At 66.5% G+C, this 18,751-nt stretch carries 14 protein-coding genes; 3 read left to right on the top strand and 11 right to left on the bottom strand.

Annotated features, from left to right (window positions below; translation table 11 throughout):
• Positions 1-43: 43 nt before the first annotated feature.
• On the bottom strand, positions 44-673 hold the full coding sequence (locus tag HV681_RS15715) for a LysE family translocator (protein ID WP_175123938.1): 630 nt from the start codon (positions 671-673) through the stop codon (positions 44-46).
• Between the two features lie 45 nt (positions 674-718).
• Positions 719-2,257, bottom strand: coding sequence for a DEAD/DEAH box helicase (locus HV681_RS15710; protein WP_175123937.1), 1,539 nt, complete (start codon positions 2,255-2,257; stop codon positions 719-721).
• A 304-nt stretch (positions 2,258-2,561) separates the two neighbouring features.
• Here HV681_RS15710 and HV681_RS15705 point away from each other — a divergent pair, with 304 nt between their 5' ends.
• Both HV681_RS15705 and HV681_RS15700 read left to right on the top strand, forming a co-directional pair.
• The gene (locus tag HV681_RS15705) at positions 2,562-4,034 is read left to right on the top strand and encodes a YdgA family protein (RefSeq protein ID WP_175123936.1); all 1,473 of its coding nucleotides are present in this window, start codon (positions 2,562-2,564) and stop codon (positions 4,032-4,034) included.
• A 133-nt stretch (positions 4,035-4,167) separates the two neighbouring features.
• Positions 4,168-5,619 carry a YdgA family protein gene (locus tag HV681_RS15700; RefSeq protein WP_175123935.1) on the top strand — a complete coding sequence of 484 codons (1,452 nt, stop codon included), beginning with the start codon at positions 4,168-4,170 and terminating at the stop codon, positions 5,617-5,619.
• 3 nt (positions 5,620-5,622) lie between these two features.
• Here HV681_RS15700 and HV681_RS15695 read toward each other — a convergent pair whose 3' ends face one another.
• The 8 genes from HV681_RS15695 to HV681_RS15660 form a co-directional block, all read right to left on the bottom strand.
• Entirely contained in the window at positions 5,623-6,831 is a 1,209-nt protein-coding gene (locus HV681_RS15695) for a metal-dependent hydrolase family protein (RefSeq protein WP_105236901.1), read from the bottom strand.
• Between the two features lie 27 nt (positions 6,832-6,858).
• Positions 6,859-8,586: a dipeptide ABC transporter ATP-binding protein gene (locus HV681_RS15690; protein ID WP_175123934.1), complete on the bottom strand. Its 1,728-nt coding sequence runs from the start codon at positions 8,584-8,586 to the stop codon at positions 6,859-6,861.
• Positions 8,587-8,593: 7 nt separating this feature from the next.
• A complete protein-coding gene (locus tag HV681_RS15685) occupies positions 8,594-9,520 on the bottom strand; it encodes an ABC transporter permease (RefSeq protein WP_175123933.1) in 927 nt (308 codons plus the stop codon).
• Between the two features lie 11 nt (positions 9,521-9,531).
• Entirely contained in the window at positions 9,532-10,503 is a 972-nt protein-coding gene (locus HV681_RS15680; RefSeq protein WP_056565682.1) for an ABC transporter permease, read from the bottom strand.
• A gap of 119 nt (positions 10,504-10,622) precedes the next feature.
• Positions 10,623-12,230, bottom strand: coding sequence for an ABC transporter substrate-binding protein (locus HV681_RS15675; RefSeq protein WP_175123932.1), 1,608 nt, complete (start codon positions 12,228-12,230; stop codon positions 10,623-10,625).
• 355 nt (positions 12,231-12,585) lie between these two features.
• A complete protein-coding gene (locus HV681_RS15670; RefSeq protein ID WP_175123931.1) occupies positions 12,586-13,974 on the bottom strand; it encodes a GTPase/DUF3482 domain-containing protein in 1,389 nt (462 codons plus the stop codon).
• On the bottom strand, positions 13,967-15,412 hold the full coding sequence (locus HV681_RS15665; RefSeq protein ID WP_175123930.1) for a DUF2868 domain-containing protein: 1,446 nt from the start codon (positions 15,410-15,412) through the stop codon (positions 13,967-13,969). Before HV681_RS15665 ends, HV681_RS15670 begins: the two co-directional genes overlap by 8 nt.
• A 97-nt stretch (positions 15,413-15,509) precedes the next feature.
• Positions 15,510-16,400, bottom strand: a complete 891-nt coding sequence (locus HV681_RS15660) for a helix-turn-helix domain-containing protein (protein WP_175123929.1) — start codon at positions 16,398-16,400, stop codon at positions 15,510-15,512.
• Positions 16,401-16,571: 171 nt separating this feature from the next.
• Between HV681_RS15660 and HV681_RS15655 the strand changes: the two genes are divergently transcribed.
• Positions 16,572-17,477: a DMT family transporter gene (locus tag HV681_RS15655; protein WP_175123928.1), complete on the top strand. Its 906-nt coding sequence runs from the start codon at positions 16,572-16,574 to the stop codon at positions 17,475-17,477.
• A gap of 56 nt (positions 17,478-17,533) precedes the next feature.
• Here the strand turns inward: HV681_RS15655 and HV681_RS15650 are convergent, their stop codons facing one another.
• Positions 17,534-18,730, bottom strand: coding sequence for an aminotransferase class V-fold PLP-dependent enzyme (locus tag HV681_RS15650; RefSeq protein ID WP_175123927.1), 1,197 nt, complete (start codon positions 18,728-18,730; stop codon positions 17,534-17,536).
• Positions 18,731-18,751 lie beyond the last annotated feature (21 nt).

Below are 18,751 nucleotides of genomic sequence, written 5' to 3'. Positions count from 1 at the left end.
TGGGGCACGCGCCGTTGCCGGCCCGTGCCCCACGCTTTTAATTTCAGTTGTGGCGGCGGAAGGTTGCCAGGAACACGCCTGCCAGGATGAAGAGCGATCCGAAGGTGCGGTTCATCCAGCGGATGTGCTTGGCGTCGCGCAAGAGGCGCAATACGCGCGCCGCCAGCAGCGTGTACACGCCCATCGCCACCAGGTCGGTGAACGCCAGCGTGGCCGCCAAGGCCGCGTACTGCGGCGTCAGCGACAGCGCCGGATCCACGAACTGCGGCACCACGGCCAGCAGGAACACGGTGCCCTTGGGGTTCATGGTGTTGATCAGGAACCCGCGCAGGACCAGGTCACGAATGGACGCCTGACGCGGATCGCCGGCGTCCACCGCGACCGGCGCGGCATCCGTGCGGATCTGGCGCACGCCCAGGTAGATCAGGTAGGCAACGCCCAGGTACTTGACCACGTTGAACGCCATTTCCGACGTCGCCAGCACAGCGCCCAACCCCACGGCGACCACGACGAACTGGAACAGGATGCCCAGAATCAGGCCTGCCGTGTTCCAGTAGCCGCGCGCAAAGCCGTATTTCAGGCCGGACGACATGGCCGAGATGGCGCCGGCGCCCGGTGAGAACGAAATGGCCCAGGAGGCCAGGAAGAACGTCAACCAGGTGGATAAGGGCATGATGGCGCGGGTCCGTGGATCGCAGTGTCGGGGTTGCGGGAGATATTACTTGCTCAGCAACGCGGCACGCGGCGCGCCGCTCGGACGGCCTTGGCCGGCGCGTCCTTCGGCCGGGCGGCCCGAACCAGCATTGCCGGCCGGACGCGACGACCCTTCGGGACGGCGATTCTGTTGCGGACGGCCCTCGTTGCGGCCGGCGTGAGCCGGACGGTCGGCGGGCTTGCCATCGCGCGATCCGCCGTTGCCCCGGCCTTCGCCGGCACGGGCCGGTGCGGGGGCACGGCCACCGGCCGCTGCGCGCGGCTGGCCTTGGGCGGGGCGCGAGGAGCGGCCCGAGCCGCCGTTGCCGCCGCGGCCACCATTACGGGGACCGCCGCGCATGCTGCGCGAGTCTTCGTCGCGTTCCTGGCGTTCGAAGGCGGCTGCGCTGGTGGCGGGCGGCGTCCAGCCTTCCACGGGCTTGCGTTCGATCGTCTTCTTGATGAGGCGCTCGATGTCCTTGAGCAGCTTGATCTCGCTGTTGTCGACCAGCGAGACCGCGGCGCCCGTGGCGCCCGCGCGGCCCGTGCGGCCGATGCGATGCACGTAGTCTTCCGGCACGTTGGGCAGCTCGAAGTTCACGACCTGCGGCAACTGGTCGATGTCCAGGCCTCGGGCGGCGATGTCGGTGGCGACCAGCACGGTCACGCTGCTGTCCTTGAAGCCGGCCAGCGCGCGCGTGCGGGCCGATTGGCTCTTGTTGCCGTGGATGGCGGCGGCGGTCAGGCCGTCCTTCACCAGCTTTTCGGCCAGGCGGTTGGCGCCGTGCTTGGTGCGCGTGAAGACCAGCACCTGGTGCCAGCCGCTTTCACGGATGATGTGGCTGATCAGGTCGCGCTTGTGGTGTTGCTCGACGATGTGCACCGTCTGCGTGACCAGCTCGGTGGCGGTGTTGCGCGGGGTGACCGAGACTTCGCCCGGATTGTTCAGCACGCCGCGCGCCAGGGTGCGGATCTCGTCGGAGAACGTGGCCGAGAACAGCAGGTTCTGACGTTGCTTGGGCAGCAGCGCGAGAATCTTGCGGATGTCGCGGATGAAGCCCATGTCCAGCATGCGGTCGGCTTCGTCCAGCACCAGGATTTCGACGCCCGACAGGTCGACCGTCTTCTGGCCGCAATGGTCCAGCAGGCGGCCGGGGGTGGCGACCAGGATGTCCAGCGGCTTGCGCAGCGCGGAGATCTGGGGGTTAATGTTGACGCCGCCGAACATCACCATGGACGACAGCGAGGTGTACTTGCCATAGGTCTGCACCGATTCGGCGACCTGCGCGGTCAGTTCACGCGTCGGGGTCAGGATCAGGCAACGCGGGCGGCCGGGCTTGCGGGCCTCGGGCTTTTTCTGCGACAGCAGGTGCAGGATCGGCAGCGTGAAACCGGCGGTCTTGCCGGTGCCGGTCTGGGCGGCTGCAAGCAGGTCGCCGCCTTTCAGCACTTGGGGAATGGCCTGGGCTTGAATGGGCGTGGGCGCGGTGTAGCCGGTGTCGGCAATGGCGCGCAACAGCGAATCAGCCAGCCCGAGGTCGGCGAAAGGGGAAGTGGTAGTCAAAACAGCTCCAGCGGCAGCCTGTCGCTCTATTTGAGAGACTCCAATCCAGGCGGTCGAATAAGGAGAAAAGGGGAAGCGCCCATCAGGGCGAAGCTTGGCGGCGAAGGGCCGAGCGGACGTGCGCAGATTGGCTTGGCGCACGGAACGGATTGTAGCTGATGTGGCGGCGCAGCAAGCGCTCAAAAGGCCTCTATAGAATCATTCAGCAATATTTTGAATTAAATTAGAACAAAATAAGTGTTTTCCCTAGTCGGCCCTCCCTATAATCCGTCGGCTTTCATCTATTCAAAATAAAAGGGATGCAATGAAGAAATCGGCATTGGTTGGCATCGTCGTCGCGCTGGGCGCGGTCTGGACCGGCACGGCTTGGTACACGGGCCAAAAGGCCGAAGCATTCGTCAAGCAGGCCATCGAGGACTCGAACGTCGAGCTCAAGAAGGTCGCCGACAAATGGGGCATCAATGCCGTCGCCGAGCTGGTCTCGTTCGACCGCGGCGTCTTCACCTCGACGTCCCGCTACCGCATCAAGTTCACCACGCCCGCCGCCGAAGGCAAGCCCGCGCAAGAGCGCGACGTGGTCTTCATCGAGCATCTGAGCCACGGCCCCCTGCCGTTCTCCAACCTGAAGTCGGGCAAGTTCATGCCGGCCATGGTGGCCAGCGACTTCGCGCTGGAAGAAAGCGAGACGGTCAAGGAGTGGTTCGCCGCCGCCAAGGGCGCGGTGCCGCTGTCGGGCCACTACAGCGTCAGCTACGGCAAGGACATCACCGGCACGTTCAACATGGCCCCGGTCGAAGTCGCCAAGGACACCACCAAGCTCGTGTTCTCGGGCATGAAGGGCGACTTCGATTACGCCACTTCCACCAAGCGCGGCATCTTCGATGTGGCCGTCGACAGCCTGGAGCTGTCGGGCCCGTCCGACACCAGCGACATCACCGCCATGGCGGTCAAGGGCATCACCCTGACCAGCGACCTGAAGCCGGCCGCCAACGAAATGTACGTGGGCAGCCAGAAGGTGACGCTCAAGGACTGGACGATCACGTCGCGCGAAAAGCCGCCCGTCCAGCTCAAGGACACGTCGATCGCCGTGGACATGACCGAGAACGGTGCGGCCATGGGCGCCAAGATGGCCGTCGACTTCGGCATGATCAACGTGCAGGCCAAGGACATGGCCGGCCTGAAGGTGGTCATCGACGCGCAGAACATGGACTCCAAGGCACTGAAGTCGCTGAACGACATCTATGAGGCCGCCTCGCGCCGCATGCTGCAAAGCAAGGGCGAAGAGCAGACGCCGCAATTCACGGACGAAGAAAAGGCCTTGATCCAGACCAACGTCGAGCAACTGCTGGCCGGCAACCCCACGCTGGCCGTCGCGCCGCTGGAAGTGCGCACCGCTAACGGTACGTCGACGTTCAACCTGGACATGGCGCTGGTCAAGCCGGCCGAGCTGGAAGGCGACGCGTCCGACATGGCGGTGAAGGCCCTGAAGAAGCTGGATGCCAAGCTCGTGCTGTCCAAGGGCAACCTGGCGGACCTGATGGCCATCGAACCGCAAATGCGCGGTGTGGCGGCCGAGCAGGCCGCGCAGACCGCCAAGGGCCAGGTTGAAATGGTCGGCACCATGGCCACGGCAATGGGTCTGGGCAAGATCGAAAACAACAACATCGTCTCGTACCTGAACTACGCCGACGGCCAGGTCGACTTCAACGGCAAGAAGATGCCGCTGCAGCAGTTCCTGATGATGGCGATGGGTGGCGTGCTGGGCGGCATGCGCTAAGCTGCCGCAACACGATTGGCACGCCGCGATCTTCTCGGCGTCGCCTGCGACGGGCTGTCCTTGCGACAGCCCGTTTTTCTTTATGATCGCCCCTTGCGGCAATCTCGGCGTATCTCAAACGGACAGAGGCATCATGAACAAGCGGATCGTGGCGGGTGGCGTGGTGGTGGCGGTGGTGGCCGCGGCGTGGGTCGGCACCGCGTGGTACACCGGCAAGCAGATCGAAGCCCGGCTGGCGCAGGATGTGCAGGCGTTGAATGCAGAGGCGCAGCGCCTGAGCGCAAAGCTGGGTGTGCCCGTGACGCTCGAACTGCAATCGTTCGAACGCGGCGTGTTTTCTTCCGATGCGCGGTTCGGGGTGAAGGTCAACGTGCAGTCCGGACGCAAGCCGGCCGAAAAGACATTCGCGTTCACGAGCAAGATCGAGCACGGTCCGTTTCCCGCCTCTCGGCTTTTGTCAGGCGACATCGCGCCCGTGATGGCGGCGGGCCGGCTGCATATGACGGAGACGCCCGACGCAGCCGCCTGGTTCGCGGCGGCGGGCGGATCGGGGCCGGTGACGGCAAACTTCCTGATCGCGTATGACCGCGACTTTTCCGGCGATCTGGCGCTGGCGCCGGTGAAGTATGCCGACGCTCCGATCACGTTCGACTTCTCGGGCTTGCAGATGCAGGTCAAACATGCCGGCGACGGCACGCACGACACGGTGTCACTCGCCGTCAACAAGGCCTCGCTGACCGAAGTGATCAGGGGCAATCCCAACACGCTGACCCTGGATGATCTGGCGGTGTCGCACGAATTGTCCGGTACCGCGGCGTCCTCCACGAGCAGTTCGACGCTGACGGTCAAGCAATGGGCGTCCGATATGGACAAGCTGCCGCTGGGCCTGAAGGACATTGTGCTGACGCTGGGTTCGGAAGGGACACGTGAGCGCATGGCCGGCAAAATGACGCTCGATGTCGGCAGCATCAGCGTGCGCCACTTGCATGTGGCCAAGCTGCGGATGGCGGCGAGCGGCAAGGACATGGACGTGGCGGCGCTCAAGGCGTTTCAGGACGCCACCACAAGCACGCCGTTGAACGCGAAAAAGGCCGATCCGCTTTCGGGCGACGGGATGCTTGCCGCGTCGCAAATGTTGAAGTTTCTTCTGGCCCGTCCCAGCTTCACGCTGTCGACGCTGCAGGTCGATACGGCGCGTGGCACGTCGTCGCTCAGCCTGGATATCGGCCTGGACTCGCCGTCATTCTGGAAAAGCGACCCTATCGCCGTCGCCAAGGAGGTCGTGCGGAACCTGAGCGTGCGACTGAAGCTGTCGCCGGAGAACCTGGCCGACGTGATTGCGGCGCGGGCGGAACTGAAGGGCGCCACGCGCGAGGCGGCCCGGTCGGCGGCCGAGCGGGAAGCCGCAGGGCTGCGCGGCCTGGTCGCCGCAACGACCTGGGCCCGTATCGAGGACGGCGTGATCCAGTTCGAGGCGGACTACCGCGATGGTCAAGTCGACATCAACGGCAAGCGCATCCCCATCGAGATGTTCCTGGGCCAGATGTTCATGCGCAATTCGCCGGGCGCCGCGCCGGCGCCCTGAGGTTCAGAACGGCAAGGCCCCCGCCGCAAGTTCGCCGTTGCGCAGCACGGCGACGTGAAAGCGCTTGTCGGCGGCCTTCATGATGTCTTCAGCCGGGTCACCCTGCACCAGCAGCAGGTCGGCCACCTTGCCCTCTGCAATCACGCCGTGATCGGTCATGCCCATCAGGTCATGGCCGCGTGACGTGCCGGCGATCAGCGCGTCCACCGGCGTCATGCCGAACTCCACCATGTACGCCAGTTCCATGGCGTTCTCGCCGTGCAGGTTGAACGGCGTGCCCGCGTCAGTGCCCAGCGCGATACGGCCGCCGGCCTTGTAGTACATCTGGAACGACTCGCGATGGCGCTGCTCCACCGCGCGGGCCTTTTCCACCGCGTAGGCGGGTATGCCGTTGTCGGCGTTGGCGATGATGTTGCGCACGGCGGCGATGGTCGGCACCAGATACGTCTCGGCCTCCAGCATCTCGCGCAGACAGTCGTCGTCCATGAAGATGCCGTGCTCGATCGAATCGATGCCCGCGCGCACCGCGTTCAGGATGCCTTGCGTGCCTTGCGCGTGGCTGGCGGTGCTTTTTCGAAAGCGCTTGGCCTCGTGCACGCCCGCCTTCATTTCGTCAAAGCTGTAGTGCGCATCCATGGGACTGACGCCCGGGGTCATGACGCCGCCCGTGGCCATGATCTTGACCAGGTCGCAGCCGGCGTGGACCTGTTCGCGCACAGCCTTGACCACTTCCTCGCAACCGTCGGCCACGCGGCCGATTCGGTTGCCGTGGCCGCCCGTCATGCAGATGATGCGGCCCGAGGCCTTGATGGTGGGGCCGGGAAACACGCCGCGCGCGATGGCATCGCGCACGCCGAATTCCAGATAGTCCTTGCCGCCGCAGTCGCGCAGCGCCGTGACGCCGCCGCGCAGGCTGGCCTGTGCGTTTTCCAGCGCGGTCAGCGTGATCTGCGCCGGGCCCTGCTTGCTCAATTGCGCATTGGGATCTGCGCCGCCCGTGTAGACCAGATGCACGTGGCAATCCGCCAGGCTGGGCATGAGCGTCATGCCGGTGGTGTCGACCCTTGCGCCCGCGTAGCCCGAGAATTCGCCCGCAGGCGCCACGCGGGCCACGCGCGCGCCCTCGACCAGCACGCCGTGGTTGGGCAACGTTCGCCCCTCGCCATCGAATACCTTGCCGCCGATGAAGAGGGTTTGCCGTGACTCGCTCATGTCAGTGGACTCCGTTGGCGCGCGGTCTCAGCCCACCACGTCCAGCCCTTCGCGGGACATGGATTGCAAGCGGGGCATCAGGCCGAGCAGATGTTGGCTGTAGGGATGCTGCGGGTGTTCGAACAGGGTTTCGGTCTCAGCGACTTCCAGCAGTTCGCCGTGGCGCATCACGCCGACGCGATCGCACATCTGCCGGATCACCGGCAGGTCGTGGCTGATGAACAGCATGGTCAGGCCAAGCTCTTCCTGCAGGTCTTTCAGCAGGTTCAGGATCTGTGCCTGGATGGAGACGTCCAGCGCCGACGTGGGCTCGTCGCAGATCAGAAAACGCGGCCGCGTGGCCAGCGCCCGTGCGATGCAGATGCGCTGCCGCTGACCGCCGGAGAACTCGTGCGGAAAGCGCTCCGCGGCGCGGTCTGCGAGGCCCACCACGTCCAGCAGGTCGGCCACGATGCGGCGCGTCTCGGCTTCGCTGGCGGCAAGCTTGTGGAAGCGGATGGGCTCGGCCACGATGTCCAGCACGCGCATGCGCGGGTTCAGCGACGAGAACGGATCCTGGAAGATCATCTGGATCTGCCGCCGGAACGGGTTGAGTTCCTTCTCGCCCTTGAGCGCCGTGAGGTCGGTGCCGCCAAATGTCACGGAGCCTTCGCTGGGCGTGTAAAGCCCCGAGATCAGCCGCGCCACGGTCGATTTGCCCGAACCCGATTCACCGACCAGGCCAAAGACCTCGCCTTCGCCGATGGACAGGTTTACGCGCTTGACCGCGTCCAGCGTGCGCTGGTTGCGCTTGAAGAACGCGCTCTTGAGCACGAACCGCATGGACAGGTCGCGCGCCTGGACCAGTGGGCCCTCCGTGCGCTTACCGAAGTCGCGGCGCTGGCCCAGCCAGTGTGTGGCCAGGTCCAGCGGCTGCGCGGGCGTGCGCACGGATTCGATATAGGTCACCAGCGGAAAGCGCTTGAGCTTGATATCCGGGCGCGGCACGGCCGAGATCAGGCTGCGCGTGTAGGCGTGGTCGGGGTCGCCAAGAATCTTGGCCGTGGGGCCCTGCTCGACCAGCTTGCCGCGATACAGCACTGCCACGCGGTCGGTCACATCCGCAATCACGCCCATGTCGTGCGTGATGATGATCATGCCCACCTGCTCTTCGCGGCAAAGCTTTCTAAGCAGGTCCAGGATCTGCGCCTGGATCGACACGTCCAGCGCGGTGGTGGGCTCGTCGGCAATGATGACTTCGGGTTCGCAGCACAGCGCCAGCGCGATCACGACACGCTGGCGCATGCCGCCCGAGAACTGATGAGGATATTGCTGCACGCGCAGTTCGGGCTGGTCGATGCCGACCTGCGCCAGCAGCTGCACGGCGCGCTTTTTTGCCGCATCGTGCGTCAGGTCCAGATGCACCAGCATCGTTTCGACAAGCTGGCTCTCGACCGTCTGTAGCGGGTCCAGCGACGTCAGCGGATCCTGGAAGATCATGCCGATGCGGCGGCCGCGCACTTTGCGTTTCTGCGCAGGCGTCAGCGTGTCGATGCGTTCGCCGTTGAGTAGCACCGAGCCCCCGGCCAGCCGTCCGGGCGCTTCCAAGAGGCCGATGACGGCGTTGCCGATGGTGGATTTGCCCGCGCCCGATTCGCCCACCACGCCCAGGATCTCGCCTTTTTCCAGCGACAGGGAAACGCCGTCCACCGCCACCAGCGTGCCGCGGCGGCTTGGGAACTCGATGCGGATGTCTTCAATGTTCAGCAGGGCCATGACGTCCTCAGCGCAGCTTGGGGTTGAGCGCGTCGCGCAGCCAGTCGCCCAGCAGGTTGACCGACAGGACCAGCGCCACCAGCGCGATGCCGGGGAAGATCGAGATCCACCACATGCCCGAAAACAGATAGCTGTTGCCGATGCGGATCAACGTGCCGAGCGACGGCGCGGTGGGCGGCACGCCCACGCCCAGGAACGACAGCGTGGCCTCGGTGATGATGGCGATCGCCAGGTGGATGGTGGCGATGACCAGCACCGGCCCCATGACGTTGGGCAGGATGTGGCGGCGCAGGATGGTGATAGGGCCGATGCCGATCAGCTTGGCCGCCTGCACGTATTCCTTGTTGCGTTCGACCAGCGTCGAGCCGCGCACCGTGCGCGCGTACTGCACCCAGCCGGAAATGCCGATGGCGAAGATCAGCACATAGAGCGCGAGCTGATCGTGCATGTCCCGCGGCAACAAACCGCGCGCGACGCCGTCGATCAGCAGCGCGACCAGGATTGCCGGGAACGAGAGTTGCACGTCGGCGATGCGCATGATGAAGCTGTCGACGCGCCCGCCCGCGTAGCCGCTGATGAGGCCAAGTGTCACGCCAAGCACCATCGAGAACAGCACCGAGGCAAAGCCGACCAGCAGCGACACGCGCGAGCCGTACATGACGGCCGATAGGATGTCGCGGCCCTGGTCGTCCGTGCCCAGCAGAAAGTCGGGGCTGCCGCCTTCTTCCCAAGCCGGCGGCGTGTTGGCGTCCATGATGCTCAAGGACGCGAGATCGAATGGATTGTGCGGCGCCACGAGCGGCGCGAACAACGCGCCCAGCACGATGACCAGCGTGACGGCCGCAGCGATGATCGCGCCGGGCGAGCGTTTGAAGCTGTGCCACAGGTCGCTGTCGGCGGCGCGTGTGAAGAAGGGAGCGATGCGAGCAATCATGCGTTATTCCTTTATTTGCTCTGCACGCGCAGACGCGGGTCCACGGCGAAGTACAGCAGGTCAACGACCAGGTTGATCACCACGAACATGAAGGCGATCAAAACCAGATACGCGGCCATGACCGGGATGTCCACCATGCTGATGGCTTGGATGAACAGGAGACCCATGCCCGGCCACTGAAACACCGTCTCGGTGATGATGGCGAACGCGATGATGGAACCGAGCTGTAGCCCGGTGATGGTGATGACGGGCACCATCGTGTTCTTCAAAGCATGGCGAAAATTGATAAGCCGTTCAGGCAGCCCGCGTGCCCGAGCAAATTTGATGAAGTCGGCGCGCAGCACTTCCAGCATCTCGGCACGAACCAGGCGCATGATGAGGGTCATCTGAAAGAGCGCCAGCGTGATGGCGGGCATGATGAGCGCCAGCCATCCGGATTTGGTGAGGAAGCCCGTGGTCCACCATCCCAGGCTGACGACATCGCCGCGCCCAAAGCTGGGCAGCCATCGCAGCTGCACGCCGAAGAACAGAATGAGCAGGATGCCGATCAGGAACGTGGGCAGCGAGATGCCTGCCAGCGAAATCGCCATGAACGCCTTGGACAGCACGCCGTGGCGCTTGAGCGCGGTGTAGATGCCCATGGGAATGCCGAGCGCCAGCGCCATGACGGCGGACACGAACGACAGTTCCAGTGTGGCCGGCATGCGCTCTTCAAGCAGGTCGCTGACCGGGCGGCGGTGCCGGTACGACATGCCGAAGTCGCCCTGCACTGCATTGATGACGAAATGCGCGTACTGCACGACGAAGGGATCATCCAGGCCGAGCTGTTCGCGCAACTGGGCGCGCTGTTCGGGCGTCGTGTCCTGACCCACCATGCTGGCGACCGGATCGCCCACGTAGCGGAACATGGAGAACGCGATCAGCGCCACCGTCAACATCACGAGCACCGACTGAAACAGCCGCTGCGCAATAAAGGAAAGCATGTCAGGAAGCCCTCTGGTTCGGACGGCGCCGGGCCGCGTTCCGCGCGCCGCGCGGAAATGGGGGCTGGGCCGGGCGCGGCCGGGCGGCGTGTGCCGCCCGGGGTTGCATCACGCGCCGCTTACGGCAGCACGACGTCGCGCAGGTCCAGCACGTCGTCGGCGCGCTGGGTGACGGTGACGTTTTCCTTCACGCCCCACGACATGGGCTGCTGGTGCAGCGGCAGGTAGCCGAAGTCGCTGCGCACGATGCCGAAGGCTTCCTTGATCATCGCGTTGCGCTTGGCCTGATCGGTTTCAACGCCGATCTTGTTGGTCAGCTCGTCCACCTTCTTGTTGCAGTAGCCGCCCAGGTTGAACTGGCCCGCGGCCGTCTTGGCGTCGCGGCACGAGGTCAGGTTCAGCAGCGTGTTGTGCGCGTCGGTGGAGCTGGGCGTCCAACCCAGCATGTACATGCTGGTCTGGTTGCCGGCCTGCAGCAGGATCTTGCCGAAGTACTTGGACTTGGTCTGCGCCAGCAGGTTGATCTTGATGCCCACGCGCGCCAGCATGCCGGCCACGGCCTGGCAGACCTTTTCGTCGTTGACGTAGCGGTCGTTCGGGCAGTCCATCGTCACGGTGAAGCCCTTGGGGTAGCCGGCTTCGGCCAACAGCTTCTTGGCGCGCTCCGGATCAGGCTTGTACGGCGCGCCAAAGGATTCGTCGTAGCCGTTGATCGACGTGGCGATCAGCGAGCCCAGCGGCTTGGCCGCGCCGCGCATGATCTTCTCGTTGATGGCCTTGGTGTCCACGGCCAGCACGACGGCCTCGCGCACGCGCACGTCCTTGAACGGGTTCTTGCCCTTCACGTCGGAGAACAGCAGCTCGTCGCGGTCCTGGTCCATGCCGATGAAGATGGCGCGGGCTTCGGGCGCGGTCAGCGGCTTGACGCCCTTGGCGTCTTCCAGGCGCTTCCAGTCCTGCACCGGGACGGGCTGCACGACGTCCATCTCGCCCGAGATCAGCGCGGCCACGCGCGTGGCTTCCTGCGTGATCGGCTGGAAGACGACTTCGTCGATGTTGGTCTTGATGTTCTTGTTCCAGTAGCCGCCGTAGCGCTTGAGCACCGTCTTCACGTCGGGCTGGCGCTCGGTAAGCATGAACGGGCCGGTGCCGTTGGCGTGCAGGTTGGCGTAGTTGCCCTGGTTGTCGCCCTTGACGTTGGTGGCCTCGGTGGTCTTGTTCTTTTCCGCCCAGTTCTTGCTCATGATGTACAGGAAAACCCATTCGCGCGGCAGGATGGGGTTGGGCGTCGGGGTGGTGACTTCGATGGTGTAGTCGTCCACCTTCTTGATGTCGCTGGCCTTGGCGCCGTAGCCCTTCATGTCCGAGCCGGGCGTCAGGCTGCGCTTCCACGAGAAGATCACGTCGTCGGCGGTGAACGGCGAACCGTCATGGAACTTCACATCCTTGCGCAGCTTGAAGACCCATTTGGTGGGCTCGGGGTTCTCCCAGCTTTCCGCGAGCAGCGGCGTGAGTTTCAAATTGCCGTCGTATCCGGCCAGCGTTTCGTAGATGTTGCCCTGGAAACCCAGCGTGAAGGTCTCGTTCAGGGCCATCGGATCCATCGACGTGGCGTCGCCCTGATACGACCAGTGCAGCGTTTTGGCGGCTGCGCCGGCGCTGAAGGCCAGCGAGGCGGCCACGGCAGCGGCCAGCGCCGCCTGCTTGAAGTGGGGAAAAGTACGCATAGCCCTCATGCTCCGTGTGGTGCGCGGATCGCGCGACAGAAGTGACAGGGCCCCGGCCCCAAGGGGATCCGGGGCATGGCGTTGCTGCTTACGACGATGGAAGGATGGGGGCCGGGCGGCGCGCGGCGCGAACTGCGCGCAGGCCGTGGTTGGCGATGCCGGTAATCACTGCGCAGGACTTCGACTTCACGATAGACCGACCCCTTGTGATTGGCATGACGGGGACGGACCCGCGCCGATGCAGATCGAATCTTATCGACGCATTCGTTTAAGCGTCAATTGCTTTGGGTTGGGGTTATCACGCGCTTGCCGGATGCCGTGAATGGTGCGTCCTGCGGGGCACGCGGGCCGGCGGTCATTCGGCCGGGAGCGGCGTGGATGCTAGGGTTTTCGCCAATTCGTGCAGCATGCGCTTGCGGCGGTCGCTGTCTTCATAGTGTTTACCCAGGGCCGACCATTCGGGCCGGCTGCGCGCTTCCTTCAACGCGTCGGGCAACGGGCCCTTGCGCCATGCATCATCGGCGGGAAGGTCCAGGCGCAATGGATCGCGGGCCGCGTGGCCACGGCGCTCCAGTGCCTCGATCAGCTGCCGTTGGCGCAAGGCGAGCAGGCGAAGCACGGCATCGTCGACGCTGATCTCGCGATAGCCGCGCAGCTTGCCCGCGACCCGCTTGCCCAGCTTTTCGACGCCTTGCCACAAGCCGCCCGCGGCCGCGCCGATCAGCATGCCGGTGCCCAGGCTCAGACCCGCGCTCATCAGGTCCACGGCGGCGCCGGCCATGGCGCCTGCGGCCGCGCCCATGCCGACCTGCACGCCCATGTCCTTGAGTGCCTGCGGATGAAAGAGATCCATGCCCCAGCGTTCGCCCTGCAGGGGCAACGCGTCGTCGGTGTAATCGGTGGCGCGGAAGTTGTACAGCGCGAGCAGCGCGTTGACGCAGGTCTGTTCGCGCTGGCGCACCTGATCGCGTAGCTGGTTGGACGCCGCGGCCAGCGCGGCTTCATCGCTTGGACTCGACAGGTGCAGCGCAGCCACGTCGATGAGCAGGTCCGCGACCAGCTCGTAGGCGGCGGCGTGGCGTTCGCGGCGCTGGGCGGCCAGGCTGTCCGAGAGACGGGCCAGCGCGCCGGCGTAGCGATCCAGCAGCACGCCGAGCTTGGCGTACAACTGCTGTTCGCCATCAAGCGGCGGCGCGACGGTGTCGAACTCCACCACGGCGTGCAGGCCCAGTCGTGCCATGGCATCGCGCCATTCGTCGGCGCGGTGCGCGGGTGCGTTGACGAAATTGAGGACCGGCAGCAGGGGCCGGCCGCACGCGGCCAGGATGGCGAGTTCATCGCGATGCTTGCCCAGCACCGGATCGCGGGCGTCGATGACGTACAACGCGGCATCGCAATCGAGCATCTTGGTCAGGACGCGCGCCTCCTGTTCGTAGCGGCCGTGCGCTTCGGGCGTGTCCAGGAAACGGCGGATGCGCGCCGGGCCGTCCAGCCTTTCGCCGGGGCGGTCCAGCCGTTCCAGGTACTCCAGCAAGGCGATGCTGTCTTCCATGCCGGGCGTGTCGAACCATTCCAGCACGGGCCGCCCGTCCAGGCGCAGGCGCGCGCCTTCGACGTGACGCGTGGTGCCGGGGCGGTCGGCCACTTCACCAAACGTCGTGTCGCGGGTCAGCGTGCGCAAGAGCGACGTCTTGCCGGTGTTGGTGTGGCCGACGAGCGCGATCTTGATGAGCGGATCAGCCATGACCGGACTCCAGCCAGGTGAGCGGTGCAATGGGCGCCTGCAGGATTGCGTCGGCGGGCAGGCCCAGCGCCAGCAGGCGGTCGCGCCAGAGGCCGGCGCGGGTTTCGGCAGACGTGTCGTCGCCGGCGCGCGGCGTGATCAGCCAGACGCGCGTCTGTCCCGCGTGGGCCGACAGGTCCGCCACCAGCGACAGCGTGCCCCGGTCGGGCGTCTGGCGCGCGTCGCAGGCAATCAAAAGACGCGAGGCCGCCGATTGGGCCAGCGCATCGAGCACGCGGTTGCGTTCTTCGCGGGTATCCAGGTTGCCGGCCTGGCGGATGGTGCCGGGCACATCCGCGGGCGGCCATGTCAGGTCCGCGGGCAGCTCCAGCGCCAGCAGCACGGGCTGCCCGCCCAGGCCGTCCAGCGCCGGGGTACGCACCCGCGGTTCGTGCAGCGGATCGACGGGGCGGTCGATGCCGGTGGACAGCGCGGGCGGTTCAAGCCGGTCGCGCAGGGGGGAGAAACCTGCCAGCGCGGGATCGATGCGCACGCGACGCAGCGCGCGCAGCGTGGCGGCGACGCACAGCGCGCCTGCGATCAGGCGCGGCACGATGCCGTAGACCACGAGCACACCGATCAGCCAGAGCGACCATTGCGCCTGCGCGCCGGCCGGCAGGACCTGCGTGCCGTCGCTGGCGCGGATCGTTTCGGCGTCGGGCATGGGAAAGCCCAGATGCGCGGGCAGCCAGCCGATGACCTGCGTCAGCCAGACGAAGGTGTCTGGCGCGAGCAACGTGGTGGCCCAGATGAAGCGGTAGCTGGCGGTGGACAGCACGGCCAGCAGCGTCGCGAGCGCGGCGCACAGCGCGGTCAGCCACAGCAGATGGCTGATGCTGCCGAACAGGCCGCGCAAGGCGCCGGCGCGTGACAGCAGATTCAGGAAGGCCTGCGGCACCAACGCGCCATCGGGTCCGCGCGCCAGCTTGCGCGTTGCCCATAACCAAAGCCGCCCAAAGCCGGTTACGGCCCCGGGCCGCAGTAGAAAGCTAGCCAGCCACAGCAGGAAGGTCAGCGCATGCAGCCCCAGCAGGGCACCCACGGCCCACAGCACGTTGACGGGCCGCGTGCCATCGCCCAGCGCGCCCATGGCAGCCGCGGCGCCGGAAACCAGCGCCAGCACAAACAGGGCGGCCAGCATGGCCGTGGCGCTGCGGCGCCAGGCGTCGACGAGGGGATTGAGGTTTTCGCGTTGCGCCAGCAGCGCGGCGCGGGCCAGGATGCGCGACGGCAGGTCGGCATCAAGTTGGCGCACCTGGCGCACCGCCTGCGCGTCTTCGAGCGGCCCCCAGTGCGTTTCGCGCAACCGGATGAGTTCGGCCAGCCAGTGCGCGCGCAAGGGGCGCTGACCGGCGCTGTCGATGAGGGGGGAAGTATCGCGAGAGGTCGGAAGCGGCATCGCGTCGGAGCAGGCGGGAGGTGGCCGGGTGAGCCGCTAGGGCGATGCGCCATTGTAGACCGCGCGCTGCGGCCGGCATGATGCCGGATGGGCGGTGTCAGTGTCCGGCGTGCGCACTGCGGTACTGGCCCGGCGTGACGCCGATGGCGTCCCGGAAGACGCGGGCGAGGTGGCTGGCGCTGCCAAAGCCGCAGGCCTGCGCAATGCGGGCGAGGTCGCCCTTGCCGGCCGCCAGCAGGTGTTGGGCGCGGGCCAGACGCCTGCCCCGTACCCAACCGTGGGGCGGCTCGCCGAATGAGGCGTGGAACATGCGGGCGAAGTGATACGTGGACAGCGCGGCGACGCCAGCCAGCTCGTCGAGCGTCAGCGGATCGGCCAGATGCGCGTCCACGTAGTCCATCACGCGGCGGCGCACGCCCGGCGCCAGGCCGCCGCGCGCGGGCTGCGGCGTTTTGCGCGCCACGCCCTGCATCAGCAGATGGTGCAACACGGTCTCGGCCGCGCTGCTGGCGGCCAGCCGGTCGGCGGGTTCGTTCCAGTCCGCGCCCAGCAGGCGGCGGCAGACGTCGATCAGCGAGTCGTCCTGGATGTAGGTGCGGTCGCGCAGTTCGAGGGTGCGCGGTTCGCAGTCCAGCCGCATGACGGCTTCGCGCGCCAGCCGCTGCGGAGCGATGTACAGGTGCAGGAAGCGCACGTTGTCGTTCATGCTCCAGCGGGAATGGTGCTCGGCGGGCAGCACGCAGAATTTGCCCGCACCGCCATGCAGCGAGTCCTGGCCCACGCGAAACGACCGGTCGCCGCCATGCAGGTACAGCGACAGCGTGTGGTGGCCGGGCGTTTCGTAGCCCAGGGTTTCGCGGGCGGTGCGCGACCACTGCGAGATCGCCATGCCCTCGCCCAGCGACGTGGCGCGCTGCAGCGTCGCGGTCGAGCGCGACAGCGTGCGGAATACGGAGAAATCGGCCGGGGCCGTAGCGGTGTTGCCCATGGGAAGGAATGCTACTGCGTTCGCGCGCGCGTGACGCGCCCGATCCGGACAAAAGCGCAAGAAACGGCAATTGCGGAGCGGCTCGGGGGCGCACACTGGATGCCCGGTGCGCCAGGTGGCCGCCGGTGTCCGAATCGGCTCTCAGGGCCGCTTTACCGCACCCCTCGCATCATGAATCTTTTCCTGTATCTGCTCACCGTCCTGATCTGGGGCACGACCTGGATCGCCATCAAGCTGCAGCTTGGCGTGGTGGCCATTCCCGTGTCGATCTTCTACCGTTTCGCGCTGGCGGGGCTGCTGCTGTTCGTGACGCTGCTGGCGATGCGCAAGCTGCAGAAGCTGGACCGGCGCGGCCACTGGCTGTGCGTGGGTCAGGGCCTGTGCCTGTTCTGCCTGAACTTCCTGTGCTTCTATTCGGCCACGCAATGGATTCCGAGCGGCCTGGTGTCAGTCGTGTTTTCGGCTGCCACGCTGTGGAACGCGCTTAACGCGCGGATCTGGTTCGGCACCCGCATCTCGCCGCGCATCATGGTGGCCGGCGCGCTGGGATTCTGCGGCCTGGTGCTGCTGTTCTGGCCGGAACTGGCGGGCCAGGAGGCCAGTCACGAGACGCTGCTGGGGCTGGGCTTTGCGCTGCTCGGCACGCTCTGCTTTTCCACGGGCAACATGCTGTCGTCCCTGCAGCAGCGCGCCGGCATCCGGCCGCTGACAGGCAATGCGTACAGCATGCTTTATGGCGCGGCGATTCTTCTGGCGGGCTGCGTGGTTGCCGGACTGCCGTTCGGCTTTGATTCCTCGCCGGCCTATGTGGGCGCGTTGCTCTATCTGGCCGTGCTGGGGTCGGTCGTGGGTTTTACCGCGTATCTGACGCTGGTCGGCCGCATGGGACCGGCGCGGGCCGCCTACTGCACGGTGCTGTTTCCGGTCGTGGCGCTGAGCATATCGACCGTCGTCGAAGGCTACCGCTGGACGCCCTACGCGTTCGCCGGCCTGGCGCTGGTGATGCTGGGCAACCTGCTCGTGTTCACGAAATGGTCGCCGTTTTCGAAGCGGGGCGTGGCGGGCAGGATCGCGTAATGCGGGCCGGAGGCGCCGCCGCGCAGTCATACGCGGGCGGCTCGATCCAGCACCCGTTATGAGGCCAGCTTGCGCAGGGCTTCCAGCAGCCGGTCGATCTCGTTGCCGCTCGTCAGATAGCTCACCGATGCGCGTGCGACCCGGTCCAGGCCGCGGGCCTGCATGTCCAGCGGGGTGTAGGGCACGCCATTGCTGCCGATCGTGATGCCCTGCGCGGCCAGCGCGCGTTGCACGTCGGCCGCGTCGTGTCCGGCGAGGTTGAAGGCGACCAGCCCGGATTTGTCGCGGCCCTGGTCCAGCACCGACACGCCGGGAATGGCCGCCAGTTCGGCGCGCAGCGCCTGGGCGTTGGCGTCGATGGTCGCGCGGATCGAGTCCAGGCCCACATCCAGTGCTTCGCGCAGGGCATTGGCAAGGCCGCAGCGCAGCGCCAGCGAGTTCTCCGCGGATTCCAGACGCGCGGCATCGGCACGCAACATGGGCTCGCCGTCAGCGCCCAGCGGCGCGGAATGCGTGTCCACGAAGGCGGGCGTGAGCCGATCCAGGAAGTCGCGCCGCACGTACAGCAACCCCGTGCCGCGCGGTCCGCGCAAGGCCTTGCGGCCGGCGCCGCTCAGCACATCGCAGCCGATCTCGCGCACGTCGATGGAAAACTGACCCACCGCCTGCGCGCCGTCCACAAAGTACGGAATGCCATGCTTGCGCGCCACGCGTCCGATGGCGGCGGCGGGGTTGATGAGGCCGCCGTTGGCGGGCAGCCAGGTCAGCGCGATCAGTCGCACCCGGTCGTCCAGCATGGCTTCCAGCGCCTGCGCGTCCACGCAGCCGCTGTCGTCGGACGGGATGGTTTCCAGCGTTGCGCCCGCGCGCTGCGCAATCAGGCGCATGGCGGCCAGATTGCCGCCCCATTCGTGACGGCCGACCAGAATGCGGTCTCCGGGCCGCCACACCGGCAGCGCCGCAAACGCGGCGCCCCAGCCCGGCGAGTTGCCGCCGGTCAACGCGATTTCGTCCACGTGCGCGTTCAGTAGCTGCGCCGCCAACGAACGGGCCGCTTCGGTCAGGTCGCGCGCCGCCACGCCCGCCTCCATCGGACCCTGCGCCGCTTCGCGCTTCAGATGCGCATGAATGGCCAGCAGCGTGGCTTCTGACGGCAGCGACGCGCCGGCGTGATTGAAGTGCACCGTGCTTTGCGCGCCGGGCGTGAGGGCGCGCAGCGCCTGGACGGCGCTCGGGGTCAGGGGGGCGGTCATGGCGGTTCCTGTCGTGGCTTT

The organism is Achromobacter animicus (assembly GCF_902859585.1).
Lineage (GTDB): Bacteria > Pseudomonadota > Gammaproteobacteria > Burkholderiales > Burkholderiaceae_B > Achromobacter > Achromobacter animicus.
The sequence above is the reverse complement of the archived record's forward strand: the minus strand, read 5'-3'. Positions and strand labels throughout refer to the sequence as shown.

What these genes read in the sequence shown, in the direction of transcription:
- HV681_RS15675 (WP_175123932.1), bottom strand. Translation starts at nt 12,230, where the DNA reads ATGCGTACTTTTCCCCACTTCAAGCAGGCGGCGCTGGCCGCTGCCGTG.
- HV681_RS15685 (WP_175123933.1), bottom strand. Translation starts at nt 9,520, where the DNA reads ATGATTGCTCGCATCGCTCCCTTCTTCACACGCGCCGCCGACAGCGAC.
- HV681_RS15680 (WP_056565682.1), bottom strand. Translation starts at nt 10,503, where the DNA reads ATGCTTTCCTTTATTGCGCAGCGGCTGTTTCAGTCGGTGCTCGTGATG.
- HV681_RS15700 (WP_175123935.1), top strand. Translation starts at nt 4,168, where the DNA reads ATGAACAAGCGGATCGTGGCGGGTGGCGTGGTGGTGGCGGTGGTGGCC.
- HV681_RS15695 (WP_105236901.1), bottom strand. Translation starts at nt 6,831, where the DNA reads ATGAGCGAGTCACGGCAAACCCTCTTCATCGGCGGCAAGGTATTCGAT.
- HV681_RS15690 (WP_175123934.1), bottom strand. Translation starts at nt 8,586, where the DNA reads ATGGCCCTGCTGAACATTGAAGACATCCGCATCGAGTTCCCAAGCCGC.
- HV681_RS15650 (WP_175123927.1), bottom strand. Translation starts at nt 18,730, where the DNA reads ATGACCGCCCCCCTGACCCCGAGCGCCGTCCAGGCGCTGCGCGCCCTC.
- HV681_RS15665 (WP_175123930.1), bottom strand. Translation starts at nt 15,412, where the DNA reads ATGCCGCTTCCGACCTCTCGCGATACTTCCCCCCTCATCGACAGCGCC.
- HV681_RS15715 (WP_175123938.1), bottom strand. Translation starts at nt 673, where the DNA reads ATGCCCTTATCCACCTGGTTGACGTTCTTCCTGGCCTCCTGGGCCATT.
- HV681_RS15705 (WP_175123936.1), top strand. Translation starts at nt 2,562, where the DNA reads ATGAAGAAATCGGCATTGGTTGGCATCGTCGTCGCGCTGGGCGCGGTC.
- HV681_RS15655 (WP_175123928.1), top strand. Translation starts at nt 16,572, where the DNA reads ATGAATCTTTTCCTGTATCTGCTCACCGTCCTGATCTGGGGCACGACC.
- HV681_RS15670 (WP_175123931.1), bottom strand. Translation starts at nt 13,974, where the DNA reads ATGGCTGATCCGCTCATCAAGATCGCGCTCGTCGGCCACACCAACACC.
- HV681_RS15660 (WP_175123929.1), bottom strand. Translation starts at nt 16,400, where the DNA reads ATGGGCAACACCGCTACGGCCCCGGCCGATTTCTCCGTATTCCGCACG.